The organism is Thermoactinomyces sp. DSM 45892, assembly GCF_900107305.1.
Taxonomy (GTDB): domain Bacteria; phylum Bacillota; class Bacilli; order Thermoactinomycetales; family Thermoactinomycetaceae; genus Baia.
In genome coordinates, this window is the sequence record NZ_FNPL01000004.1 from 108,860 (window position 1) to 135,760 (window position 26,901).

At 48.9% G+C, this 26,901-nt stretch carries 14 protein-coding genes and 1 pseudogene; 7 read left to right on the plus strand and 8 right to left on the minus strand.

The window, feature by feature from the left end; all coding sequences use genetic code 11:
* Positions 1 to 93: 93 nt before the first annotated feature.
* From BLU58_RS04485 to speB, 5 genes are all read left to right on the plus strand, one after another.
* A complete protein-coding gene (locus BLU58_RS04485) occupies positions 94 to 1,629 on the plus strand; it encodes an alpha-helical endospore appendage domain-containing protein (RefSeq protein ID WP_093291030.1) in 1,536 nt (511 codons plus the stop codon).
* Between the two features lie 27 nt (positions 1,630 to 1,656).
* Positions 1,657 to 3,198, plus strand: coding sequence for an alpha-helical endospore appendage domain-containing protein (locus tag BLU58_RS04490; protein ID WP_093291031.1), 1,542 nt, complete (start codon positions 1,657 to 1,659; stop codon positions 3,196 to 3,198).
* A 45-nt stretch (positions 3,199 to 3,243) separates the two neighbouring features.
* Positions 3,244 to 4,785, plus strand: coding sequence for an alpha-helical endospore appendage domain-containing protein (locus tag BLU58_RS16040; RefSeq protein ID WP_143123700.1), 1,542 nt, complete (start codon positions 3,244 to 3,246; stop codon positions 4,783 to 4,785).
* Between the two features lie 196 nt (positions 4,786 to 4,981).
* Positions 4,982 to 5,824, plus strand: a complete 843-nt coding sequence (speE, locus tag BLU58_RS04510) for a polyamine aminopropyltransferase (RefSeq protein WP_093291125.1) — start codon at positions 4,982 to 4,984, stop codon at positions 5,822 to 5,824.
* Positions 5,825 to 5,828: 4 nt separating this feature from the next.
* Positions 5,829 to 6,704, plus strand: a complete 876-nt coding sequence (speB, locus tag BLU58_RS04515; RefSeq protein WP_093291034.1) for an agmatinase — start codon at positions 5,829 to 5,831, stop codon at positions 6,702 to 6,704.
* A 180-nt stretch (positions 6,705 to 6,884) separates the two neighbouring features.
* Here speB and BLU58_RS17255 read toward each other — a convergent pair whose 3' ends face one another.
* Positions 6,885 to 8,654, minus strand: a complete 1,770-nt coding sequence (locus tag BLU58_RS17255; RefSeq protein WP_093291035.1) for a hypothetical protein — start codon at positions 8,652 to 8,654, stop codon at positions 6,885 to 6,887.
* A gap of 320 nt (positions 8,655 to 8,974) precedes the next feature.
* Here BLU58_RS17255 and BLU58_RS04525 point away from each other — a divergent pair, with 320 nt between their 5' ends.
* Entirely contained in the window at positions 8,975 to 13,654 is a 4,680-nt protein-coding gene (locus BLU58_RS04525) for an alpha-helical endospore appendage domain-containing protein (RefSeq protein WP_093291036.1), read from the plus strand.
* A gap of 262 nt (positions 13,655 to 13,916) precedes the next feature.
* On the opposite strand, the gene BLU58_RS04530 is transcribed toward BLU58_RS04525, so the two are convergent.
* A complete protein-coding gene (locus BLU58_RS04530) occupies positions 13,917 to 15,278 on the minus strand; it encodes a helix-turn-helix domain-containing protein (RefSeq protein ID WP_093291037.1) in 1,362 nt (453 codons plus the stop codon).
* Between the two features lie 292 nt (positions 15,279 to 15,570).
* Here BLU58_RS04530 and BLU58_RS04535 point away from each other — a divergent pair, with 292 nt between their 5' ends.
* Complete coding sequence (locus BLU58_RS04535) at positions 15,571 to 15,948, plus strand: hypothetical protein (RefSeq protein ID WP_093291038.1); 378 nt, start codon at positions 15,571 to 15,573, stop codon at positions 15,946 to 15,948.
* Positions 15,949 to 16,331: 383 nt separating this feature from the next.
* Here the strand turns inward: BLU58_RS04535 and BLU58_RS16045 are convergent, their stop codons facing one another.
* The 6 genes and pseudogenes from BLU58_RS16045 to BLU58_RS17160 form a co-directional block, all read right to left on the minus strand.
* Positions 16,332 to 17,981 (minus strand): alpha-helical endospore appendage domain-containing protein, encoded by a 1,650-nt coding sequence (locus BLU58_RS16045; protein WP_143123701.1) that lies wholly within the window; start codon positions 17,979 to 17,981, stop codon positions 16,332 to 16,334.
* Between the two features lie 248 nt (positions 17,982 to 18,229).
* Positions 18,230 to 19,741 carry an alpha-helical endospore appendage domain-containing protein gene (locus BLU58_RS04550; protein ID WP_143123702.1) on the minus strand — a complete coding sequence of 504 codons (1,512 nt, stop codon included), beginning with the start codon at positions 19,739 to 19,741 and terminating at the stop codon, positions 18,230 to 18,232.
* Between the two features lie 194 nt (positions 19,742 to 19,935).
* Positions 19,936 to 21,600, minus strand: a complete 1,665-nt coding sequence (locus BLU58_RS04560) for an alpha-helical endospore appendage domain-containing protein (RefSeq protein WP_093291041.1) — start codon at positions 21,598 to 21,600, stop codon at positions 19,936 to 19,938.
* 716 nt (positions 21,601 to 22,316) lie between these two features.
* Positions 22,317 to 22,676: pseudogene (locus tag BLU58_RS17260) on the minus strand (bclA protein); the annotation flags it as partial.
* A 716-nt stretch (positions 22,677 to 23,392) separates the two neighbouring features.
* Entirely contained in the window at positions 23,393 to 25,057 is a 1,665-nt protein-coding gene (locus BLU58_RS16640; RefSeq protein ID WP_093291043.1) for an alpha-helical endospore appendage domain-containing protein, read from the minus strand.
* 18 nt (positions 25,058 to 25,075) lie between these two features.
* Entirely contained in the window at positions 25,076 to 26,725 is a 1,650-nt protein-coding gene (locus BLU58_RS17160; RefSeq protein ID WP_093291044.1) for an alpha-helical endospore appendage domain-containing protein, read from the minus strand.
* Between the last annotated feature and the right edge of the window lie 176 nt (positions 26,726 to 26,901).

Genomic DNA, 26,901 nt, shown 5'->3' on the forward strand with positions numbered 1-26,901 from the left:
ACTGTTTTTTTTGGAATTAGGTACAAATGTATTAGTTCGGGTTATAGTGTCCAAGCATACAAATATTAGGAATCATCTGAAAGGGGGTACAACATGTCTCAAGCTAATATTCCTAATATTTGCCCTACTATTTCACTTACGTTAGACAATACAGTGAATTTGCTTTTATCATCGATTGCGTTAGAAGAGTTAGGACTTAGTCATATCATTAATGCTGAGGGAGAAAAGCTTCAGTACGTTCTCGGAACGCTCCCTGGAGTCTCAACCAACTTTCAAGCCACTCTTAATGACCTGCTCCTGATTAACAGTAGCGTCCGCGATACGATTAATGTAATCGGAAAGAAGGAGTGGACTCTAAACCAGAAGTTAATCAATGTGTTAGGCACAGATGTTACGAGAGGACCCACGGGGATCGAAGGACCAACAGGAGCTACAGGGCCATCCGATGGACCGACGGGACCCCAGGGACCAGATGGCATTACGGGGCCTCAAGGAAATACGGGACCTCAAGGGCCACAGGGACTAGCAGGGCCAACAGGACCTTTTGCCACAGGTGATTTCTTATTTTTGGTTCAAGGAAGCTCGGGTGCAGATGGAAATGTTCCAGTCGGTTCTGGAGATATCGTAAATTTTATATCCGATACGATAGATATTACCGTAACACCTGGTTCCGCTAATGTAAGAATGGAGGTTCCTACAGGTGAGGAAGGACCGACGGGTTCACAAGGACCGATCGGACCCATAGGGCCGCAAGGAGACACGGGACCGCAAGGATTTACGGGACCACAAGGTTTTACGGGACCACAAGGTTTTACAGGACCGCAAGGGGACACGGGACCACAAGGGTTTACGGGACCACAAGGAGAAACAGGACCGCAAGGAAATACAGGACCGCAAGGAGACGCGGGACCGCAAGGGTTTACAGGACTGCAAGGAAATACAGGACCGCAAGGAAATACAGGACCGCAAGGGTTTACAGGACCGCAAGGAAATACAGGACCGCAAGGAAATACAGGACCGCAAGGGAATACAGGACCGCAAGGGAATTCAGGACCGCAAGGAAATACAGGAACACAAGGAAATAACGGACCACAAGGAAATACAGGAACACAAGGAAATAACGGACCGCAAGGAAATACAGGACCGCAAGGAAATACAGGACCACAAGGAAATTCAGGACCACAAGGACCGACCGGGTTAGCAGTCACCCCAGCTTTTCGAATTGTTGGCTTTACTGCAGCTGCTCAGGGGGTTGCTGCCAATGCTGCCATACCATTTGGAAATGTTTTCGGTTCAGCGAATACATCATATGCTTCACCTAACGTAACAGTCGCTGTCGCGGGAATATATCTCATATCTTTCCTAGCTACTACAGCTCGGACCGCTACCAGTCCATCACAGTGGACTGTAGGTCTTAATGGTACTCGGATTGCTAACGGAGAATTTCATATCCAATCAATTGATAGTGCTGCAAATCTTCAAGTCCGCGGAGAATATATTAGGGTTCTAAATGCTGGAACTACAGTTTCTGTAATCAATACTTCAGGAAATGGTCAAACTATATCTGGTGCGAATGGTACTGACACACACGCCTTTTTAAGTGTATGGAGAATCGGCGATACGCCATAATCGAAATCATTCGGAAGGAGGTATAGCATGTCTCAAGCTAATATCCCTAATATTACACCTAATATAAATATTACGAGAGCAGATGCAGTGAACTTGTTACTTTCATCGATTGCGTTAGAAGAACTAGGTCTCAGTCATATTATTAATGCCGAGGGTGAAAAGATTCAATACGTTCTCGGAACTCTTCCTGGAGTATCTGCAGCCATTCAGCCAACCCTCAGTGAACTACTTCTCATTAACGAAAATGTCCGCGATACGATTAATGTAATCGGAAAGAAAGAATGGATTTTAAACGAGAAGTTAGTCAATGTGTTAGGTGCAGCTGTTACGATAGGGCCAACGGGACCTCAAGGGCCAGCTGGAGCCACAGGATCATCCGGAGGGCCGCCAGGACCTCAGGGACCAGTAGGACCTCAAGGGCTGACGGGACCCCAAGGGGATACTGGGCCTCAAGGGCCAGTAGGAGATACAGGGTCTTTTGCCACAGGTGATTTCTTATTTTTAGTTCAAGGGAATACAGGCGTGAGCGGAAGTGCTCCAGTCGGTTTTGGAGATCTAATCAACTTTATATCTAATACGTTAGATATAAATGTAATCCCTGGTTCTGCCCTCGTGAATATAGAGGTTCCTGAAGATGCGCAAGGACCGACGGGACCTCAAGGACCGGTAGGGCCTACAGGCCCCCAAGGAGAAATAGGCCCTCAAGGTCTAACTGGACCGCAAGGAGACGAAGGACCTCAAGGATCGATAGGGCCTCAGGGAGAAATAGGCCCCCAAGGGGAAACCGGACCCCAAGGATCGATAGGACCCCAAGGATCGATAGGACCTCAGGGAGCCACGGGGCCTCAAGGGGAAGTCGGCCCCCAAGGGTCGACAGGACCGCAAGGAAATACGGGACCGCAAGGGCTTTCAGGACCGCAAGGATTTATCGGACCGCAAGGATTTACGGGGCCGCAAGGAAATACGGGACCGCAGGGGCCTCCAGGACCGCAAGGGCCTCTAGGACCGCAAGGAAATACGGGACCGCAAGGGCCTCCAGGACCGCAAGGGCCTCCAGGACCGCAAGGGACCCCAGGACCGCAAGGATTTATCGGACCCCAAGGCACGCCAGGAACGATTGCTGGACCGACGGGACCACCAGGTACTGCTCTTCGATATGTGATTGTCACCGGTGGTAATGTTACAGTTGCAAATAATGCTTTTGTACAATTTGCTGATAGTTTCGGCACATCTAATACACCGTATGCCGCACCTAATATCACAATAGGCGTCGGGGGAACTTATCGAATTGCCTTTTTAGTTACTACAGCGCGGATTAATGCTGGATCCAATTCGTTACAATGGACAGTAGCTATTAACGGTACTCGTATTCCTCAGGGAGAATTTCATATATCCACAGGTGATACAACTGCAAACGTTGAGGTATATGGAGAATACCTTAGAGTTCTAAATCCTGGAAATACAATCTCTGTACAAAACACTTCAGGAGGAAATCAAACCATATCAGGTGCAAACCTTAATGAAACAAATGCTTATTTACTTGTAACGAGAATCGGCAATGCGCCATAATGGGGCTTATCTATTCGGATGACACTATCTGGAAGGAGGTATAACATGTCTCAAGCTAATATCCCTAACATTTCATCTAATATAAATATTACGAGAGATGATGCAGTGAATTTATTACTATCATCGATTGCTTTGGAAGAATTAGGCCTAAGTCATATCATTAATGCCGAGGGGGAGAAGCTTCAATACACTTTAGGGACTCTCCCCGGGGTGTCCACAGCCTTTCAACCCTCACTTGAGGACATACTCACGATCAATGAGAGCGTCCGTGATACGCTAAGCACCATCACTAAGAAAGAATGGATTTTAAATGAAAAGTTAGCAAACGTACTAGAAGGAGAAGACACTCCGACGGGGGCACCAGGGCCTCAAGGACCACCTGGACCCGAAGGGCTGCCGGGAGGACCTCAGGGGCCTCAGGGATTTGCAGGACCGATAGGAGATACTGGACCCCAAGGGGCTATAGGACCTCAAGGTGTATCAGGACCTACTGGGACGATCGCGACAGGTGACTTCCTCTTTACAGTCCAAGGAAATTCAGGTGCTGACGGAAACGTTCCACTCGGCTTTGGAGAGACCTTAAATTTTCTATCCGATACGTTAGAAATTGTCGTAACCCCTGGCTCCGCTAATGTAAGGCTAGAGGCCCCCACAGGTCCTACTGGACCTCAAGGAGAAACTGGACCTCAGGGAGATACTGGCCCGCAAGGAGGAACTGGCCCGCAAGGAGGCATCGGCCCGCAAGGAGGAACTGGTCCGCAAGGAGGCATCGGCTTCCAAGGAGGTATTGGCTTCCAAGGAGGAACTGGCCCGCAAGGAGGTATCGGTTTCCAAGGAGGCATTGGATTTCAAGGAGATACTGGACCTCAAGGAGGCGTCGGTCCGCAAGGGGGGAGAGGATTCCAAGGGAATATCGGCTTCCAAGGAGGCACTGGTTTCCAAGGAGGCACTGGACCTCAAGGACCAGGTCCCCAAGGAGGCATCGGCCCGCAAGGAGGCACCGGAACGCAAGGAGGGCGAGGACCCCAAGGTAGCACTGGGCTTCAAGGGGGAGGAGGCCCGCAAGGAGGCCCCGGCCCGCAAGGAGGAAGAGGGTTTCAAGGAAGTGCCGGCTCCCCAGGAGGTATCGGACCCCAAGGGTCTACGGGACCACCAATCTCTGATGCTTTCCGATATGTTGTTTTTACCGGTAGTAATCAGGTACTTGCTAGTAATGCCTTTGTGCCATTTGTAGATAATTTCGGTACAGCTAATACGCCATATGCCTCTCCTAATATCACAATCAATGTCGCGGGATCGTATCGAATCTCTTTCCAAGTTACTACAGCACGTACTGGATCCGCGAACAATGCATTACAATGGTCTGGAGCTATTAACGGTACTCGTATTCCTCAGGGAGAATTTCATTATTCATCATCGGAAGCAGGTTCGGCTTGGCAAGTGTTTGGAGAATACTTTAGGAATCTCTCAGCTGGCCAGACCGTCTCTGTAATCAATTCTTCATCAGGCAATCAGACCATATCAGGGGCTAATCCGAATGAAATAAATGCTTATTTACTTGTAACGAGAATCGCTAATACGACATAAGGCCTATCGATACAGGAAATAGGTGATAATTGAAGTAAACCCCAAAAAATTAGACATGAGGATGAAGCAACCTATAGGGTATGTGTTCGGTATTAAACCGGACTCATACCTTTATTTACGTGCATTTCCTCTCTGTGGTATTCTTATTGAGGATTGTTGTCAACGAAAGGACGGATTACATATGGAAAAGCCACAAATGGAGCTATGGTATACGGAACGGCAGACTCCGAATCACGGAATTACGACGAAAATCAATAAAACGTTGCATCACGAGGTAACCGATTTCCAATCACTAGACGTAATCGAAACGGAGCAGTTTGGGAATATGCTTGTCCTAGACGGTATGGTGATGACGACGGATATAGATGAATTTGTTTACCACGAGATGATTACGCATATCGCGATGAATACACACCCGAATCCGAAGAACGTGCTAGTAGTAGGGGGAGGAGACGGTGGCGTGATTCGCGAGATTCTAAAACACCCTTCCGTCGAAAAGGCCGTTCTAGCAGAGATCGATGGAGGCGTGATTGAGGCATCGAAGAAGTACTTCCCAGAGATTGCTACTGGCCTATTTGGAGATGCTCGTGTCGATATTCAAGTAGCAGACGGCATTAAGCATATCGCCGAAAATAAAAATAAATACGATGTCATCATGGTTGATTCCACAGAGCCTGTTGGCCCAGCAGTGGGATTGTTTGAAAAAGGCTTTTATGAAGGGATTCGCGAGGCTCTAAAAGAAGACGGAATCATGGTCGCACAAACGGAATCCCCGTGGTTTAACCGAGACCTCATCCGCCGTGTATTTGCTGATTTATCGGCTACCTTCCTGATCACTCGTCTTTACACTGCAAGTATCCCAACGTATCCATCTGGACTTTGGAGCTTTACCATCGGATCGAAGAAATATGATCCGTTAGATGTGGATGTACGGGAACTACCGCTACTAAATACCAAATACTATCGTCCAGAGATTCATAAAACGGTGTTCGAACTCCCTCAATTTGTACGTGAGTTAACAGTGAAAGAGGAGAAGTAGGCACATGCGTTTCGAAGAAAAGTACTCAGGAAATGTCTTTATCGGTTCTACAGATAACTTTAAGGAATCTACCACCGTCTTATACGGAATGCCGATGGACTGGACTGTAAGCTTTCGCCCCGGCTCTCGCTTCGGCCCTCCTCGAATTCGTGAGGCATCCCTAGTTCACGAAGAATATAGCCACTATCTACGTCGCGAATTAAATGAAATCGCTTACTATGATGCTGGTGACATTCCCCTTGCTTTCGGGAATCCCGAGAAGAGCCTTGCCCAGATTGCAGATTTCGTAAGCCGTGTTCTCGATGCAGGAAAGATGCCTCTCGGGATGGGCGGCGAACATCTAGTAACGTGGCCAGTTGTGCAAGAGGTTTATAAACGCTATCCAGATCTAGCTATTATCCACATCGATGGACACGCTGACCTGCGCACTGACTACGAAGGAGAGCCCTACTCCCACTCTACCCCGCTTCGCAAGATTTCGGAGTTGATAGGTGGCTCCAATGTATATCAGTTTGGAATCCGTTCGATGACGAAAGAAGAAGTGGATTACACAGAGGAAGCAGGCATTCACTTTTTCCCATTTGACGTGCTAGAGCCGCTTACGTCCTGTCTACCCGAACTAGCAGGCCGTCCAGTCTATGTGACCATTGATATCGATGCACTCGATCCAGCACATGCGCCGGGTACAGGCACCCCTGAACCGGGCGGCATCACAACCAAAGAGTTATTAGCATCCATCCATGCGATAGCGAAGTCAGACTTGATGATTGTGGGCGCAGATTTAGTAGAAGTCGCTCCAGCCTACGATCCAACCGAGCAAACGCCGATTACAGCAGCGAAACTGATTCGGGAAATGCTACTTGGCTTTACAACGAAATAGAGATACAAACGATTAGATGTAACCCCCTTTTTCTTCGCGAAAACGCAAGTAGGTGTATAGGGTTTGCGTCTGAAAACGAAACAAAAGGGTATGAGTCCAGTTCAATACTGAACACATACCCTATTTATTGCTTCCATCTTTGTGTCTAACGTTTCGAGCTCATTTCAATGATGAATCTTATTATAATAAGAGTGCCCCAAGCCCCCGTGGGTTAGCTCCTACTGTTACTGTTGCAATGATTAAATTGCTAGTTCCATCGATGACGGATACATTACGCAAGCTGTTATTTGATATATAGATTCGATTTGTTTCCGCCACGCCTAGAGAATTCGTTGGGTTCGTTCCAACTGTTATCGTTGCAATGACTTGATTGCTAACCCCATCAATCACGCTTACAGAGCGACCGGTTGAAAATTGACATGGTACATAGATAGAATTTGTTCGTGCATTGGCCCCAGTATCGTTCGGATTTACTCCAGTGCTTACCGTAGCGATGATTAAGTTGTTGGCTCCATCAATGACGGATACAGTATTCGCGGAAAAATTTGGTACATAGATTCGGTTTGTTAATTCATTTACTTCCAGACCTTGAGGATTTACTCCAACCGGAATCGTTGCCGTAACTGTATTTGTACTTCCATCAATGACAGTTACGTTTCGGAAAACTGCATTCGTGTTTGATACATAAATTCGATTCGTTATTTCATTGATTGCCACATTTACTGGAGCTACCCCAACCGATATCGTTGTGATAATGGTGTTTGTATTTCCACTTATAACAGAGACAGTATTATTAGAATTATTTACTACATAAATGGTATTGGTGGCTGAATTTGCTCTCACACCAAATGGGGAGTTTGCCACTGTGATTGTCGAAATGACTTGGTTGGTAATTCCATTTATCACGGACACGGTATTCGAGCTGTTATTTGATACATAGACTCGCTTTGTTGCTTGATTAACTCCGACATCTCTAGGGCCAGCTCCCACCGGTATGGTTGTGACAACTGTATCGGTTCCCCCTTTGATGACAGATACTGAGTTTTGGCCTCCGCCGTTATTTGCCACATAAACGAACTCAATAGGCGTCGGTCCGGTAGGTCCAGTAGGTCCAGTATGCCCTGTTGCTCCCGTATTTCCTTGAGGTCCAGTGTTACCAGTAGGTCCAGTAGCCCCTTGAGGTCCAGTGTTACCAGTAGGTCCAGTATTTCCTTGAGGTCCCGTAGTGCCGTCCGCGCCATCGGCGCCCGTCGGTCCTTGAGGCCCAGTATTTCCTTGAGGTCCCGTAGTGCCATCTGCGCCATCGGCGCCCGTCGGTCCTTGAGGCCCAGTATTTCCTTGAGGTCCCGTAGTGCCGTCCGCGCCATCGGCGCCCGTCGGTCCTTGAGGCCCAGTATTTCCTTGAGGTCCCGTAGTGCCATCTGCGCCATCGGCGCCCGTCGGTCCTTGAGGCCCAGTATTTCCTTGAGGTCCCGTAGTACCATCTGCGCCATCGGCGCCCGTCGGTCCTTGAGGCCCAGTATTTCCTTGAGGTCCCGTAGTGCCGTCCGCGCCATCGGCGCCCGTCGGTCCAGTAGCTCCAGTAGCCCCGTTAGCGCCTGTGGGAACTTCTAGTTTCACGATGGCAGATCCAGGCGTTACTGTGATTTCTAAGGTATCCGATATAAAGTTGAGGGTATCTCCAAAGCTGAGTGGAACCGTACCATTCGCGCCTGAGTTTCCTTGAACTACAAATAAGAAATCACCTGTAACAAAAGTTCCCGTCGGCCCTTGGGGCCCGGTAGCACCTGCAGGTCCAGTGTCCCCTGAGGCTCCAATCGCCCCCGTCGGCCCTGCCGGTCCTTGAGGCCCGGTAGCCCCAGCTGGTCCAGGAGGTCCTCCAGATGGTCCTGTCGGTCCTGTGGCACCTGCCGATCCCGTGGGTCCCCTTGTAACGTCTGTGTTTAACACATTTTCTAGCTTCTCATTTAGAATCCATTCTTTCTTCCCGATGCATAGTGACTTAAATATGAAACAAAAATAGACTGTCTTGTTGTACTTAGGTGTTTAGAAAAAAACTATTTCTCCTCGGAAAAAAGCCTAGTAGGCCATTTAGGGTTTGGTAGATTTTATTGACTGCTAGCATTAGCTCAGGGGTCTTTTTGTCGTCCTTTTTCTATCATTCTATGAATAATTGTTCTATTTAGTATGATTCCTTGCTAATAAAAAAGCATATATAGCCATTCGAAAGAATAAACATGTCGGGAATTTTGTTAGTTAGGAGGGAAAAAATGTCTCAAGCTAATATTCCTAACATTTCACCAAATATAAGCATTACCAGAGAAGATGCAGTGAATCTGTTGCTGTCATCCATCGCTCTAGAAGAACTAGGCTTAAGCCATATTATTAATGCTGAGGGTGAAAAGCTCCAATACGTTCTCGGAACTCTCCCTGGGGTCTCAGCAGTCTTTCAACCTTCCATTAGCGATCTACTCCTGATTAACAGTAGCGTTCGCGATACGATTAACGTAATCGGGAAGAAAGAATGGATCCTAAATGAGAAGCTAGAAAATGTGTTAAACACAGATGTTACGAGGGGGCCAACAGGACCTCAAGGACCAGCTGGAGCCACGGGATCATCAGGAGGCCCTCCTGGACCTGCGGGTGTAACTGGACCTTCAGGCCCTCCTGGACCAGCTGGAGAAGTTGGAACCACAGGGGTCACGGGGGCTTCGGGTCCCCAAGGGAACACAGGACCCCAAGGTGCAACCGGACCTCAGGGTTCTACCGGACCTCAGGGTGCGACAGGACCTCAAGGGAATACTGGGTCTCAAGGTCCTACAGGAGTTTTTGTTACAGGTGACTTCTTATTTTTGGTTCAAGGAAACTCAGGAGCGGACGGAAGTATTCCACTCGGATTTGGAGATATCCTCAACTTCTTATCCAATACACTCGAAATTACGGTAACCCCCGGTTCTGCCAATGTGAGGCTAGAGGTGCCCACAGGGGCAACTGGGACAGTTGGAGCCACAGGAGCGACAGGCCCAACAGGCCCAGCCGGCCCCCCAGGTACGGGTACGGGAGCCGGGATAACGGGAGCTACGGGAGCGACAGGTCCGACAGGCCCAGCCGGCCCCCCAGGTACGGGTACAGGAGCCGGGATAACGGGAGCTACGGGAGCGACAGGCCCGACAGGTCCAGCCGGCCCCCCAGGTACGGGTACAGGAGCCGGGATAACGGGAGCTACGGGAGCGACAGGCCCAACAGGCCCAGCCGGCCCCCCAGGTACGGGTACAGGAGCCGGGATAACGGGAGCTACGGGAGCGACAGGCCCAACCGGTCCAGCTGGTCCCCCAGGTACGGGTACAGGAGCCGGGATAACGGGAGCCACAGGAGCGACAGGCCCAACCGGCCCAGCCGGCCCCCCAGGTACGGGTACGGGAGCCGGGATAACGGGAGCAACGGGAGCCACCGGTCCAACCGGAGAAACGGGAGCCACAGGAGACACCGGCCCAACCGGAGAAACGGGAGCCACAGGAGTCACCGGTCCAACCGGAGAAACGGGAGCCACGGGAATCATCGGAGAAACGGGCCCAACCGGTCCAACGGGAAGCACGGGAGACACCGGCCCAACCGGTCCAACTGGAGTCACCGGTCCAACTGGGTTCCCGATCACCTCCAGATTCTATGTAGCCAATACCAATGACAACACCATCAGCGTAGTGGACGGCAACACCAATACCGTTCTCGGTACGATTACAGTCGGATTAAGTCCTGAGGGGATTGGAGTCAACTGTGCCTCAGAACTCATCTATGTAGCCAATGCAAGTAGTAACGATGTTTCTGTCATCGATGAAATGACCAATACCGTTATCGCTACAATCTCGGTAGGATCTTTACCTCGTTCACTAGGAGTGAATCAGTCCACCAACCTGATCTATGTCGCAAATACAACAGATGGAACAGTCTCTGTCATCAGTGGAAATACGAATACCGTAACCACTGTCATTACAGTAGGAAATCTACCAGGTGGGGAAGGATTGGGGATTAACTGTTCTACGAATCGAATCTATGTAGTAAATCAGGCAGATGGAACAGTCTCTGTCATCAATGGAGAGACGCAGACAGTGATTACTACTCCTGCCGTAGGACTTACCCCCTTTGGTGTCGGAGTTAACACGGTCACCGGTAGATACTATATACCCAACGGTGGGGATAGTAACGTTACCGTCCTAGATGGTGCGACCAACAACATAATCGCTCTTATTGCCGTAGGATCTTCGCCACGAGGTGTACAGGTCAACTCGAATACCAATCGGATCTATGTAGTGGATGATTCGAATCCTGGAGTTGGAGTGGTTTCTGTTATCAATGGCGAAACGAATGAGATTATCGCTACCATTCAGACAGGGGCAGGTACATCTGGAATAGGGATAGACACCGAACGAAACCGCATCTACGTAGTTAATTCAGACAGTAATGATGTTTCTGTTATCGACGGAAACTCTAACACCGTATACGCTACTGTTCCGGTAGGATCAAGCCCACGCAGGGTAGGTGCAAACTCTTGCAATGAATGCTGTTGCCCAGAGCCAGATTCAGCATTACCAGTGGTACTCCAGAATCCACTTTATGTATCCCAATTTGACGGGAATACTGTCACGGTCATCGATGGAGATACGAATCTCATCTTTACCACGATTATGGTTGGAGGAAATCCAAGTGGTGTCGGAGTGAATCCGGCTACCCGCCGTGTCTATGTAGCGAATAGTTTTGACAATACCGTCTCTGTCATCGATAGCACGACGAATACGGTCCTCATGACGATTATGGTTGGGGAGTTTCCAACGGCAGTGGGAGTAGATACAGCCAGCAATGAGATTTATGTGGCTAACAATCTCTCCAATGCGGTATCTGTGATCAGTGGGAATACGAATACCATCCTCGCTACTATCACCGTCGCGTTTGGTGCTGGTAACATTATTGGATCGGTGGGAGTAAACCCGGCCACAAATCGGATCTATATCCCTAATAATGATACCAACGGTGTTGTGTATGTCATCGATGGATTTACCCATACGACCCTTGCTACTGTCTCAACTGGGGGGAGAACCTTCTCTACAGCAGTTGATTGCATTCACGATCGAATCTATGCATCTAATACTTCCACGAACGACATATCGGTTATCTCGGGAATGACGAATACCGTTATCGCCACGATTCTTGTGGGAGAAAGCCCTAGGGGAGTCCGAGTAGATACAGCCACGAAACGGATTTATGTTGCGCATGAAAATATCCCTGTTGTGTCGGTTATTGATAGTACTAACTTATCAATCCTCGCTACCGTTACAACCGCTACAGGTGTTGGAATCGGAGTAAATTCTGCATCCAACCGGATCTATTCACTTGGCAACAGTACCAATGTGGTCTATGTTCTCGACGGATCTACTAACACGATCATGGCCACGATCCCAGTAAGCTTGAGTCCTTTTGATATCGGTGTATTCGCTCCACCAGACGAATGCTGTACCTGCCCGTCAGAGGTGAATGATTCCATTCTCGGTGGAGGATTCCTCTACGTTGCCAATAATGGTAGTGATACCGTCTCTGTTATCGATGGGAATACCAATGTAATCAATACCACCATCACAGTCGATTCTCCATATGGTGTAGCTGTGAACCCATCCCTAAATCGGGTATTTGTAACTAGTAATAAGGCTCCAGGATTAGTCTCTGTATACGATGGCAATGTCAATACGCTTATTACCACGATTTCCGTTGCAGATAATCCACGACATACAGCGATCAATCGGGTTACTAATCGGATCTATGCTGTCAGTGCAGGAACTCCGAACGGTTCGGTCTCCGTCATCGATGGAGATACCTATGCGGTCATCACCACCGACATCATTTTGCCGGGAGAAGGTCTATATGCAGCAGTAAACGAGGCCACGAATCGCACTTATGTTACCAGTCGTGACCTTTCTCTAATCGGGTATGTTAGTGTGATTGATGGAACTACCCATACCATCATCTCTACCGTGACCTATGCAAGTCCAGATGATCTCGGTACTACGGGAATCGCCGTTAATCCTATCACCAACTTGATCTATGTCGGCACGTTTGATGGAGGTTACGTTTCTATTATCGACGGGGAAACCAATACGATAACTGGAACCATTAATAACGGTGGGCTCGGCTTCTCCAGTGTTGCTGGAATCGCAGTTAATCCGGCGGATAATCGAATTTATGTAGGGGATATAGGCCTCAATCAGGTCATCGTGGTAAGTGGGAATGAAGGGAATCCCATCATCGCCGCGATTCCAGTAGGGAGTGATCCGAGCAATATCAGTATCGATTGCCCAACGAATCGCATCTTTGTGGCCAACCGAACAGACGACAATGTTTCCGTTATCGATGGACACACCAGCACTGTGATTACGGTAGTTCCAGTCGGATCTTCTCCAGAAGAAATAGGGGTCAATTCCTACCAATGCTGTTGCCCAGAACCTTTCGTGCTACCGACTGATGTTTCGGTAAGCTACGCTGGATCTAGCAATACGATCGTAACACTCGAAGGAGCACAGCCAATCCTATTTAATGCAGCCCTAAAATCAGATCCCAATATTACTTCTGTGGGTACAACTGGCACTGAGTTCATTGTAGGGATAGCGGGTACCTACCAAGCCATTGCTGCGATTTCAGTTGCCGAAGGATCAAGAGGGGTCTTTGATTACTACGTAGATGATACAGAAATCCCTGAAACCCTTGTAGCCATTGCGGGCCTAACTGGATTTGGACCGGGATCCGCAACCATCCCATACATCGTTCAACTGAATGCAGGGCAAAGGATTTCTCTCAGATGTGGAAACGGGGGTTCGTTTATTACCACGCTACTAACCGGCTCATTCACAGGTCCAGACCGAGTTCCTGCATACGCTTCTATTAATATCAAGAAGATTGACGGATAAACAGGATCGCCCTAAATATAAAAGAAGAAGAGCTGTTCATCGCGAACGGCGCTTCTTCTTTTATATCAATCTAATTTGTTTTATATAGAGAATGGGTTGTAGTATATATCGTTAAGTAAGTGGTCATCATCACCTAAGTGGCATGTTGAGGTGTCAACCCATACAAATCATTTGTTTGGTGTTCTCGATTTTGACTCTATATGATTAATTGTCTGTTTCATCATCATTGCCCAATTGAAATGAAGGAGTGACTATATGCCATTTATAATTCATAGAGATCATCCTCGCTCTTTACATTGAGTTCTTTTTGTAGTGTGTAGATGTCTTGAATGCAATTGATGAACTCATTATTACTTTTCATCATATCGAAACAGTGAGCCAGTTTCAATAAAGCAGAATATTGACGATGCTTAAAGCCGTGCTTTTCCGTAAGTTCAACGGATTCTCGAAAAAATGGGATGGCATCAGCATATTTTTTCTGGTGACTCAAGCAATTTCCTTGGATTATCAAGGCTTTAGATAAACGAAATACAACAGGTACCTTTCGGCTGATCTGAATCGCCTCTTGGATGTGAGTGTGCGCACGTTCCCAATCTCTTTGCGAGAGAAAGAGAACAGCTAAGTAGGAGTGAGTATCGATATGTCTTCGTTGATATTCTAAATTTCTATCAATCTCTAGAACCATTTGAAATCGTAGCAAAGCTTTATCGAATAATGATTGTTTCATGTAAATGCTCCCTAGGATGTTCAACAAATCAAGGTGACTGTGCTGAATTTGATTTCTCCGTGCAAGTTCCATTCCTTCTCTGCACATTTGGATCGCAGCATCAAATTCTTCTCGTTCTCGTAATAGGGTGGAACGGTATTTATATAAATTTAGTCGAGTTGAAATACTCTCTATTTCAGGTAGAGATTTCCATAACTCATTTAGGTATCGTAGAGCTAAATCAGATTGAGAAGAATTCATAAGATATAGAATTTTATTGCTTAATAGGAAGTGTAGAACATCTGGTCTTTTTTTAGTGATATCAATGGCTTCAAGCCCATTTTTTACATGTGCCAAGGCACTCAAGAAGTCATTTTGATGGTAGCTACAGTTGCTTAATTGGTTATAGCATAGGCTAATGATGTTATCTTCGGGCTCTAACTTATGGATTCTGCATAGCTGGATGGCTTGTTCAAAGTGAGAGCGTGCTTTTTTGAATTCCTTATTTTTATAGTAGTAGCGACCTTTTAAGTAAGAGAGCCACGGGGCGAATGCATGAAAGTCTTCGAGTTTCACTGCTTCTAGCTTATTCAGTATTTCGAGCTTCCCCTCTGTTGGACCAAAACTTTGAATATCTAGCATCGTCTCGATACAGTCAAAGTAGAATCTCAATTCTTCCATAGCGTGCTGTTCTTGACGGATTAGCGAACCCAGCTTCATTCGATCGAGCTTCAACTTCTTCAGTAAATAGGCAAACGTATCATCCCTCGGATCGACTTCTCCGCGCTCAATATTACTAATCGTCGAAGCAGACAAATTCACATCTTCGAGATCCTTCTGATTTAATCCTAAATCCTTTCTTGCTTTTTTCACGACATATCGAGCTAAGTTAGCCTCTGCGTAAGGCGTGTTCTCCATATTGAGCTTCCTTTCTTTGTTAGGATGCACAGAAAAATATTCAAAATAGAAAATCTTTTATCATTTTAATTCTCCACGTTAAAATCAATCCCCTTCTATCGAGACAAGCCCAGTAAAATAGATATTCACGATCGCTGTAACCCCACTCGTGCCAGTTCTAAAGTTAAAATACCTTAATATTGAAAAAATTTAATCAATAAAATATAATTTAGCTGACGATGCAGTAAATTCTTAACAGTATACCTGCCCTATTTCTGATTTTCTAAAAACAACAGAACGGAGTGTTTGGAAATTGTTAAAACTTCAAGTAGAAGGATCGAGAGAGAAGATTAAGTCCTTTATGGACGATGTTCACCGTAATCCAAGTGTAAAGATTCTAGAGCAAGAGACTGGATACAAGATTAAAGACGGCGAAGTCCAGCCTTGTGTTAAGTGTTCCATCGATCATATACCCGAACGGCGCATGAGTCTGATTCAGATCATTACCACTGACGGTCAGAAGATCGAATTTAAGATGTTCGACATGGTACAAGCCGCCATCACCGAAGGCGTAAAAGTCTTCGGTGGCCGATCCGTTGATATCTTTAGTGTTATCCAAAAAGAAAAAGAAGCCTTTAGACTATGGAAGAAGCTACGAGAAACATTCGAAGAAAAAGACGAACGCTCCTAGAACTTCCCACACTCTCACAGGCTCGTAATGGAAGTGTAGATATATGTTCTAGACTACCCCCAGTAGTCCGGCCCATCCTCTACACTCACCACTCTCTAAGGAGGTGATGCGAAACTATAGGTATATCACCAGCATACACCAATGTCCCTATCAAGTCACGAACACTGTTTTGAAACACAACCATTTTCAAGCCAAATACGAAGGACGTAGGGTATTCGTAGCGACAACTCGTCCTTCGTATTTATCTAGGAGATTTCTAGAGAGAAGCCAGGAGCGATTTCGAAATGAAAGATAAAACGAATAAAGGGTATGTGTCGTTAATACCGGACACATACCCTACAGGTTTGATTACATCTTTAACTTTTTTGATTCACTTTATCATATTATCCAATTCGGGTAATAGCGATACTTGAGTACGCTGGTACTCGCCCTGCAGTGGTAGTGTTGAATAGCGTTGCAACACTACCATTATTTGATGCATTTCGAACCCCGATAGTAGATCCTGCATTTAATGGCAATACATCCATGATAGTGATAGAACCGGGACCTGTTTCTCCTATTACTGCGGCAATGGTGTTTGTTCGTTGTGTGCCATTTACTTCGAATGCAAATACACTGGAGTTACGAGCTGTAATAGTGGATATCATCAGATATACGCCAGCACCAGTTACAGTAAATAAAGTACCGGTTGGGGAAGCAGCAAAACCACTTGATACTACACCAACTGCACTTTCAGTTAGGTTGTATCCTATTCTTCCTCCCGCCGCCACGGTTATACCCGCAGTATTATCCCCCATAAACGCCCCGAAAGCTGCAGGAAAAGCAGATGTAGGTCCAGTGGGTCCTTGAGGTCCGCTAGCTCCAGTAGGTCCCGTCGCTCCGTTCGCTCCATTTACCCCAGTAGGTCCCGTCGCTCCTGTCACCCCTTGGGCTCCCACTCCAGTAGGTCCAGTGGGTCCTTGAGGTCCCGTAGCGCCATCAGAGCCAGCGCCGGTAGGTCCTTGAGGCCCAGTGGGTCCTTGAGGTCCCGTAGCACCATCGGAGCCAGCGCCCGTAGGTCCCTGAGGCCCAGTGTTCCCTTGAGGTCCCGTAGCACCATCGGAGCCAGCGCCCGTAGGTCCCTGAGGCCCAGTGGGTCCTTGAGGTCCCGTAGCGCCATCGGAGCCAGCACCCGTAGGTCCCTGAGGCCCAGTGGGTCCTTGAGGTCCCGTAGCGCCATCGGAGCCAGCACCCGTAGGTCCCTGAGGCCCAGTGTTCCCTTGAGGTCCCGTAGCACCATCGGAGCCAGCGCCCGTAGGTCCCTGAGGCCCAGTGTTCCCTTGAGGCCCTGTAGCGCCGTCCGCCCCATCTGCCCCGGTCGGTCCTTGAGGTCCAGTAGCTCCAGTAGTGCCGTTTGCGCCGGTGGGCACTTCTAGTTTTACGATGGCAGAACCAGGTGTTACCGTGATTTCTAATGTATCCGATATGAAGTTGAGCGTATCTCCGAAATCGACGGGAGCATTTCCATCCGCGCCGAAGTTCCCTTGAACCAAGAATAAGAAATCTCCTGTAGCAAAAGATCCAGTCGGCCCTTGAGGTCCAGTAGTTCCTGGAGGCCCAGTGTCCCCTGTAGCTCCGACCGCTCCCGCTGGCCCTGATGGTCCCTGAGGTCCCGTTGCCCCCGGAGGTCCGGGAGGTCCGCCTGATGATCCTGTGACTCCTGCTGGCCCTTGGGGTCCTGTTGGCCCTCTGGTAACATCTGTGTTTAATACATTTTCTAGCTTCTCATTTAGGATCCATTCTTTTTTTCCGATTACATTAATCGTATCGCGAACGCTATTATTGATCGTAAGTAAATCGCTAATCGTGGGTTGGAAGGAGGTTGAGACTCCGGGAAGCGTTCCGAGAACGTATTGGAGTTTTTCTCCCTCAGCATTAATAATATGACTTAATCCTAGTTCTTCTAAGGCAATGGATGATAATAGCAGATTTACTGCATCTTCTCTGGTAATGTTTATATTCGGTGAAATATTAGGTATATTCGCTTGAGACATGGTATACCTCCTTAATGAAATATTCCTACTATTTATACGTTGGATTCTTACTATACGTACTACTTTTTTTCCTCTATCATCGTTTAATAGGCAAAAAAAGGCGAGGTATCCTCGGGGAAGGCCGTTACATGGTACACCGCCCTTAGAGAGCTAGAAACTTTCTAAGGGCGGTGCTTATTAATCGATTGATATGACTGTTAAATATTCTTCATAACTGAATCGGGCACGATCATCGATTTACCAATTTGTCAACGTAACATGATGATAGAAAGTCCACATTGTGCTCTTGCTACTGCTCCTGCAGTTTGGACTACAACCTGCAATGATCCAGAAGGACCTGGTGGTATTTGAATAATGGCTACTGCGGAGTTAGAAGAGTTGGTGTTATTAGATTGTGCTACCTGTGTTCCTTGAATAAGGGCTCCGTTTAATTGTAACTCGAATGTAGCATTATTCGTTGTATTTCTTGCGGAATAATTTACCTCGTAATAATGGTTGGAAGCTAAGGTAACGGTTCCGGTTGATCCTCCTGCCCCTGTATCAAGTACTATTTCGCCAGAACCAAATTGAGTGAGAATCGTGTCATAAGGTACAGGATTACCTGCAGCAATAGCAGGAGTATTTCCGGCTCCGGTTATGGTAGCAAACATAAAGCTATTTGCCACTGCACCCGTAGGTCCTTGGGGCCCCGTGCCGCCTTGAGGCCCGGTATTCCCTTGGGGTCCGGTATTTCCTTGAGGCCCGGTATTCCCTTGGGGCCCCGTGCCGCCTTGAGGCCCGGTATTTCCTTGGGGTCCGGTATTTCCTTGAGGCCCGGTATCGCCTTGAGGTCCGGTATTTCCTTGAGGCCCGGTATCGCCTTGAGGTCCGGTATCGCCTTGAGGTCCGGTATCGCCTTGAGGTCCGGTATTTCCTTGAGGTCCGGTATTTCCTTGAGGCCCGGTATCGCCTTGAGGTCCGGTATCGCCTTGAGGTCCGGTATCGCCTTGAGGTCCAGTGACCCCTTGAGGCCCAGTGACCCCTTGAGGCCCAGTTCCGCCTTGAGGTCCAGTTCCGCCTTGAGGTCCAGTTGCTCCTGTAGAACCAGTAAGACTGAGTTCTGCAACGATTGCTTTAATGATACCTGCGATGGCTCCCGTCGTTCCAGTGGGTAGTTCTAAACTCACATTGGCAGAGCCGGGTGTTACCGTGATTTCTAACACATTAGATATAAAGTTTAGTGTATCTCCAAAGCCGAGTGGAACGCTTCCGTCAGCTCCTGAATTCCCTTGAACCAAAAATAAAAAATCACCTGTAGCAAAAGATCCCGTCGGTCCCGTCGCCCCTTGAGGCCCGGTCACTCCAGTGGCACCCGCAGGTCCCGGAGGTCCAGAAGGCCCTGTCGCCCCTGCAGGTCCCGGAGGTCCTCCTGATGGTCCTGTAGGTCCAGTGGCACCAGCCGATCCCGTGGGTCCCCTTGTAACGTCTGTGTTTAACACATTTTCTAGCTTTTCATTTAGGATCCATTCCTTTTTCCCGATTACATTAATCGTATCGCGAACACTATTGTTGATCGTGAGTAAATCGCTAATCGTGGGTTGGAAGGATGTTGAGACTCCGGGGAGAGTTCCGAGAACGTATTGGAGTTTTTCCCCCTCGGCATTAATAATATGACTTAATCCTAGTTCTTCTAACGCAATGGATGATAATAGTAGATTTACTGCATCTTCTCTTGTGATGTTTATGTTCGGTGAAATATTAGGAATGTTAGCTTGAGACATAATATACCTCCTTACGTAGAGTCTTATTATAGGTATGCTTGGCCACGAAGGCATGTACTAAACGATTTATTCAGATTTTCTTTATTTAGAAAAAAGGGCGAGGTATCCTAGGCGCAGATGTTATACAGTAAAACCCCCTTTTGAGAGAGGAGCCTCTTAAAAGGGGGTTATTTTTTGAAGGGTAGGAATCCTCATTATTGATCGAGCTGTAAGATTTGGATATTGGCCCGACAGTTGGTTATGGCGGTAACGTTGATCATAGATATTTGAGCGGGTCCGGTGGTGAAAGCCCCGACTGAGAGCCCGTCATCGTTTACTTGTGCTTGCATGACTCCAGCCGGAATTAATACACCATCTCTCAGAAGTTGAACGTTCATATTACCAGACCCATTTAGTCCACCGGAAATATAATAGGCTCCAGCAGCGATTCCGATAAAAGTAGCGCCCACCACATGAGTGATATTGGTACCCTTCGAGTTACCTTGAACATTCCAAGGAACAGGACCGTTCGCAGCGAGTGTAAATCCGGTTGCGGCTGCATTTAGATAACTTTGGGCTATGAAGGGGAGTCCAGTAGGCCCTTGAGCCCCTGTGTTGCCCTGGGTTCCTGTGCTACCTTGAGATCCGGACGATCCTTGAGGTCCCGTCGGTCCTTGAGGTCCTGAGATTCCTTGGGATCCCGTTTCGCCCTGATCTCCCGTCGGCCCTTGAGGTCCCGTACCGCCTTGAGGTCCTGAGCCTCTTTGTGGAGGTCCTGTGTCACCTTGAGACCCAATCGATCCTTGAGGACCGGTATCTCCTTGAGGTCCTGAGATGCCTTGAGGTCCCGTGATCCCTTGAGCCCCTGAGACTCCTTGGGTTCCTGTAATGCCTTGAGGCCCAGCGTCCCCTTGAGGCCCCGTATCGCCTTGAGGTCCGATATCTCCTTCAGGTCCCGTGATTCCTTCAGGTCCCGTGACCCCTTCAGGTCCTGTAATCCCTTGAGGTCCCGTGATTCCTTGAGTTCCAATATTTCCTTGAGTCCCTGTAATTCCTTGAGCTCCGATATCCCCTTGAGATCCCGTATCTCCTTGAGGTCCCGTGATCCCTTGAGCCCCTGAGACTCCTTGAGTCCCTACATTCCCTTGAGGTCCTGTGATTCCTTGAGCTCCCGCATTCCCTTGAGGTCCTGTGATCCCTTGAACTCCCGCATTCCCTTGAGGCCCTGTGGGTCCTTGAGGTCCCGGAGATCCTGTAGGTCCAGTAGATCCCGTCGGCGCTTCTAGTCTTACATTAGCAGAACCAGGTGTTACCGTAATTTCTAACGTATCAGATAGAAAATTGAGGGTATCTCCGAAACCGAGTGGAACATTTCCATCTGCGCCTGAGTTTCCTTGGACTGTAAAGAGGAAGTCACCGGTTGCGATCGTTCCTGTTGGTCCAGTAACGCCTTGAGGTCCCGGGATTCCTTGAGGTCCAGTAGGCCCGATCGGTCCTGCGTTTCCTTGAGGCCCGGTCGGTCCGCCTGATGGTCCTTGAGGCCCGGGAGGCCCTTGAGGTCCCGGAGCTCCAGCTGGAGAATCTTCGCCATCTAATACGTTTTCTAACTTTTGATTTAGAATCCATTCTTTCTTGGTGATGGTACTTAGCGTGTCGCGCACGCTGGTGTTGATCGAAAGTAGATCGTTAAGAGTGGGTTGAAAGGTGGTTGAGACTCCGGGGAGAGTTCCGAGAACGTACTGTAGCTTTTCTCCCTCGGCGTTAATGATATGGCTAAGTCCTACTTCTTCTAACGCAATCGATGACAGTAATAGATTGACTGCATCGTCTCTCGTGACAGAAATAGTAGGTGAAATATTAGGGATATTGGCTTGAGACATGTCACACCTCCTTAATCGATCTGTAAGACTTGTATATTGGCACGGGCATTTGTTATGGCGTTAACGCTGTTGAGAGATATTTGTCCTGGTCCAGTGGTGAAAGCCCCAACTGAAACACCGTCGTTGTTCGAATTTGCCGACATAATGGCACCTGGGATTAATACGTTATCTTTCCGAATTTGGGCGCTTATATTTCCGCCGCCATTTAGTCCGGCTGTAATCATATATAAGCCAGTAGCAATCGTGACAAAAGTCGCTCCGAGAGTAACATTTGGGCCGTTGGAGTTACCTGGGGTATTCCAAGGAACTGGCCCGTTGGCAGCGACGCTAGTTCCAGCTCCTGTTGCAGCTGCATTTAGGTAGCTATTCAGTAAGAAGGAGGTTCCTGTTGGCCCTTGAGGCCCCGTATTTCCTTGAGGCCCCGTATTTCCTTGAGGCCCCGTATTTCCTTGAGGTCCAGCATTTCCTTGAGGTCCCGTGCTGCCTTGAGGTCCCGTGCTGCCTTGAGGTCCCGTGCTGCCTTGAGGTCCCGTGCTGCCTTGGGGTCCTGTTGCGCCTTGAGGTCCTGTTGCGCCTTGAGGCCCGGTAACGCCTTGAGGCCCGGTAACGCCTTGAGGCCCGATAACGCCTTGAGGTCCCGTGCTGCCTTGAGGCCCCGTGTCCCCTTGAGGTCCCGTGTCTCCTTGAGGCCCCGTGTCCCCTTGAGGCCCCGTGTCTCCTTGAGGCCCCGTGTCCCCTTGAGGCCCCGTGTCTCCTTGAGGCCCCGTAACGCCTTGAGGTCCTGTAACGCCTTGAGGTCCCGTGTCCCCTTGAGGTCCCGTGTCCCCTTGAGGTCCCGTGTCCCCTTGAGGTCCCGTGTCCCCTTGAGGCCCCGTGTCCCCTTGAGGCCCTGTCGGTCCCTGAGGTCCTGTAACGCCTTGAGGCCCCGTGTCCCCTTGAGGCCCGACATCCCCTTGAGATCCTGTAACGCCTTGAGGTCCCGTGTCCCCTTGAGGCCCGGTAACCCCTTGAGGTCCTGTCGGACCAACCGGCCCAATGGTTCCAGTAGGTCCGTTTTCACCTGTAGGAACCTCCATTCTTACATTGGCAGAGCCAGGTGTTACGGTAATTTCTAATGTATCGGATAAAAAGTTGATTATATCTCCAGAGCCGACTGGAACATTTCCATCTGCGCCTGAGTTTCCTTGAACCAAGAATAAGAAACCACCTGTAGTAAAAGAGCCTTGAGGCCCTGGTAGCCCTTGAGGCCCGGTTTCTCCTTGAGGTCCAATATCTCCCGTCGTTCCGTCTGGCCCCTGCGGTCCTGTTAATCCTGCGGTCCCTGGGGGTCCTGAGGGTCCTTCAGGCCCTGAGGGCCCTCTCGTAACATCTGTTTCTAAAATATTGCTTAGCTTTTCGTTTAACGTCCATTCTTTCTTTCCGATTACATTAATCGTATCTCGGACGCTACTGTTAATGAGAAGTAAATCGTTAAGAGTGGGTTGAAAGGTGGTTGAGACCCCGGGGAGAGTTCCGAGGACGTATTGGAGTTTTTCTCCCTCAGCATTAATAATATGACTTAAGCCTAGCTCTTCTAACGCAATGGATGATAATAGCAGATTTACTGCATCATCTCTCGTAATGGAAATAGTAGGTGAAATGTTAGGGATATTCGCTTGAGACATGTTATACCTCCTTCTAAATGATTCCTACTATCTGTACTAATGAATGTATCCAAATGTTTTCTTTAATCCCCCTTTTGAGAGAGGAGCCTCTTAAAAGGGGGATATTTTTTGAAGGGTAGGAATCCTCATTATTGATCGAGCTGTAAGATTTGGATATTGGCCCGACAGTTGGTTATGGCGGTAACGTTTATCATAGAAAGTTGAGCGGGACCGGTGGTGAAAGCTCCGACTGAGAGCCCATCGTCGGTTACCTGTGCTTGCATCACTCCAGCCGGAATTAATACACCGTCCCTCAGAAGTTGAACGTTCATATTGCCGGAACCATTTAGTCCACCGGAAATATAATAGGCTCCAGCAGCGATTCCGATAAAAGTAGCGCCCACAACATGAGTGATATTGGTACCCTTCGAGTTACCTTGAACGTTCCAAGGAACGGGACCGTTCGCAGCGAGTGTAAATCCGGTTGCGGCTGCATTTAGATAACTTTGGGCTATGAAGGGGAGTCCAGTAGGCCCTTGAGCCCCTGTGTTGCCCTGTGTTCCTGTGCCACCTTGAGGTCCTGAGATTCCTTGGGGTCCCGTCGGTCCTTGAGGTCCTGAGATTCCTTGGGATCCCGAGATCCCTTGAGCTCCCGGAATTCCTTGAGGTCCCGTGCCGCCTTGAGGTCCTGAGCCTCTTTGTGGAGGTCCTGTTTCACCTTGAGACCCAATCGGTCCTTGAGGTCCGGTATCGCCTTGAGATCCTGTGTCACCTTGAGGCCCGGTCGTTCCTTGAGTCCCGATCGTTCCTTGAGTCCCTGAGATTCCTTGAGTCCCCGAGATTCCTTGAGCCCCCGAGATTCCTTGAGCCCCCGACGTTCCTTGAGCCCCCGAGATTCCTTGAGATCCTGACGTTCCTTGAGGTCCTGAGATTCCCTGGGATCCTGAGATTCCTTGAGGCCCTGACGTTCCTTGAGCCCCCGAGATTCCTTGAGCTCCCGATGGTCCCTGAGGCCCCGAGATTCCTTGGGGTCCTGAGATTCCTTGGGGTCCCGAGATTCCTTGAGCCCCCGAGATTCCTTGAGGTCCAGTCGGTCCTTGAGGTCCCGAGATTCCTTGGGGTCCCGGTTCTCCTTGGGATCCCGAATCGCCTTGAGCTCCTGTTGGTCCTTGAGGCCCGGTATCGCCCTGAGGCCCGGTCGATCCCGTCGGAGCTTCTAGTCTTACATTAGCAGAACCGGGTGTTACCGTAATGTCTAACGTATCGGATAGGAAGTCTAGGGTGTCGCCAAAGCCGAGTGGAACATTTCCATCTGCGCCTGAGTTTCCTTGGACTGTAAAGAGGAAGGCACCGGTTGCGATCGTTCCCGTTGGTCCTGTAACGCCTTGAGGTCCAGCGTTTCCTTGAGGCCCAGTTGGCCCGGTCGATCCAGCGTTTCCTTGAGGTCCAGTGGGTCCGCCTGATGGTCCGGGGGGCCCGGGAGGCCCTTGAGGTCCCGGAGATCCCACCGGAGAATCTTCTCCGTCTAATATGTTTTCTAACTTTTGATTTAGAATCCATTCTTTCTTCGTGATGGTACTTAGCGTGTCGCGCACACTGGTGTTGATCGAAAGTAGATCGTTAAGAGTGGGTTGAAAAGTGGTTGAGACTCCGGGGAGGGTTCCGAGAACGTACTGTAGCTTTTCTCCCTCGGCGTTAATGATATGGCTAAGTCCTACTTCTTCTAACGCAATCGATGACAGTAATAGATTGACTGCATCGTCTCTCGTGACAGAAATAGTAGGTGAAATATTAGGGATATTAGCTTGAGACATGTTACACCTCCTTATTCCTTATACAACATCGACCTGCAATACTTGTATATTGGCACGGCCATTACTTAAGGCATTCAGATCATGGAGAGATATTTGCGCAGGCCCAGTGGTGAAAGCTCCAATTGAAATGCCGTCGTTGTTTGCCTGTGCCGACATAATGCCACCTGGGATTAATACACCGTTTCTTCGAAGTTGACCGCTTATGTTCCCCGTTCCATTTAGCCCAGCTAAAATCATATATGAACCAGTGGCAATCGTGACAAAAGTTGCTCCAAGAGTAATATTGTTACCAGTGACATTACCTGGTGTATTCCAAGGAACCGCACCATCGGCGGGGATTGAGAATGTGGGGGCTGCAGCTGCATTTAAGGAACTATTTACTGGGAAGGGATCTCCAGTTAGCCCTTGAGGTCCGGTCGGTCCTTGAGGTCCGGTCGGTCCTTGAGGTCCGGTCGGTCCTTGAGGTCCCGTCAGTCCTTGAGGTCCCGTCAGTCCTTGAGGTCCGGTTAGCCCTTGAGGCCCAGTGGGTCCTTGAGGCCCGGTATCCCCTTGAGGTCCCGTCTCCCCTTGAGGTCCGGTAACGCCTTGAGGTCCGGTCGATCCTTGGGGCCCTGTGTCACCTTGAGGTCCGGTCGGCCCTTGAGGTCCGGTCGGTCCTTGGGGTCCTGTTGGTCCTTGAGGTCCGGTAACGCCTTGAGGTCCGGTAACGCCTTGAGGTCCGGTAACGCCTTGAGGCCCGGTAACGCCTTGAGGCCCGGTATCACCTTGAGGTCCGGTCGGTCCCTGAGGTCCGGTTAGCCCCTGAGGCCCGGTAACGCCTTGAGGCCCGGTATCACCTTGAGGCCCGGTATCGCCTTGAGGCCCGGTATCACCTTGAGGTCCGGTCGGTCCTTGGGGCCCGGTATCACCTTGAGGCCCGGTAATGCCTTGAGGCCCGGTATCCCCTTGAGGTCCGGTCGGTCCTTGAGGCCCGGTATCCCCTTGAGGTCCGGTCGGTCCTTGAGGTCCGGTAACGCCTTGAGGTCCGGTCGATCCGATGTCGCCTTGGGGTCCGGTCGGTCCTGTGGGTACTTCGATCCGTACATTGGCGGAACCGGGTGTTACCGTAATGTCTAATGTATCGGATAAAAAGTTGATTATATCTCCGAAATCTACGGAAGCATTTCCATTTGCGCCTGAGTTTCCTTGAACGAAAAATAAGAAATCACCTGTAGCAAAAGAACCGGTTACCCCTTGGGGCCCCTGAGATCCAGTAACGCCTTGAGGTCCGGTTAGCCCCTGAGGTCCTGTTGGTCCTTGAGGTCCAGGAGGTCCTCCGGATGACCCTTGAGGTCCTGTTGGTCCTTGGGGTCCTGTTGGTCCTGCTGTGACGGGTGTACCTATCGTATTTGCTAACTTCTCGTTTAAAATCCATTCTTTCCTTGTGATTACATTTATCGTGTCGCGAACGCTTTCATTAATCAGGAATAAATCGCTAATGGAGGGTTGGAGGTTAGTTGAAACCCCAGGGAGTGTTCCGAGAACGTATTGGATTTTTTCCCCTTCGGCATTAATAATATGGCTAAGGCCTAGCTCTTCTAATGCGATCGAGGAAAGCAACAGATTTACTGCACCTTCCCTCGTAACGGAAATAGTAGGTGAAATATTAGGTATATTGGCTTGAGACATGTTATACCTCCTTTAAAATGATTTCTGTTATAGGTATGACTAGAAATTAGTTTGTGTTCCTGTCCTAGGGTATGTACAAAAAAAGAGGCTAAATGCTTAAAAAAATGGGCCGTCATACTCTTTTATCAAAAGAGGACACCCCTGTTTTTAAGCATTTAGCCTCGCCTGTTTTCTCT

Bases quoted from the DNA above. Each gene is read 5' to 3' on its own strand.
- speE (WP_093291125.1), top strand. From the start codon at position 4,982: ATGGAGCTATGGTATACGGAACGGCAGACTCCGAATCACGGAATTACG.
- BLU58_RS04530 (WP_093291037.1), bottom strand. From the start codon at position 15,278: ATGGAGAACACGCCTTACGCAGAGGCTAACTTAGCTCGATATGTCGTG.
- BLU58_RS04485 (WP_093291030.1), top strand. From the start codon at position 94: ATGTCTCAAGCTAATATTCCTAATATTTGCCCTACTATTTCACTTACG.
- BLU58_RS16040 (WP_143123700.1), top strand. From the start codon at position 3,244: ATGTCTCAAGCTAATATCCCTAACATTTCATCTAATATAAATATTACG.
- BLU58_RS16045 (WP_143123701.1), bottom strand. From the start codon at position 17,981: ATGTCTCAAGCGAATATACCTAATATTTCACCGAATATAAACATTACC.
- BLU58_RS16640 (WP_093291043.1), bottom strand. From the start codon at position 25,057: ATGTCTCAAGCTAATATCCCTAATATTTCACCTACTATTTCTGTCACG.
- BLU58_RS04550 (WP_143123702.1), bottom strand. From the start codon at position 19,741: ATGTCTCAAGCTAACATTCCTAATATTTCACCGAACATAAACATCACA.
- BLU58_RS04525 (WP_093291036.1), top strand. From the start codon at position 8,975: ATGTCTCAAGCTAATATTCCTAACATTTCACCAAATATAAGCATTACC.
- speB (WP_093291034.1), top strand. From the start codon at position 5,829: ATGCGTTTCGAAGAAAAGTACTCAGGAAATGTCTTTATCGGTTCTACA.
- BLU58_RS17160 (WP_093291044.1), bottom strand. From the start codon at position 26,725: ATGTCTCAAGCCAATATACCTAATATTTCACCTACTATTTCCGTTACG.
- BLU58_RS04490 (WP_093291031.1), top strand. From the start codon at position 1,657: ATGTCTCAAGCTAATATCCCTAATATTACACCTAATATAAATATTACG.
- BLU58_RS04560 (WP_093291041.1), bottom strand. From the start codon at position 21,600: ATGTCTCAAGCCAATATCCCTAATATTTCACCTACTATTTCTGTCACG.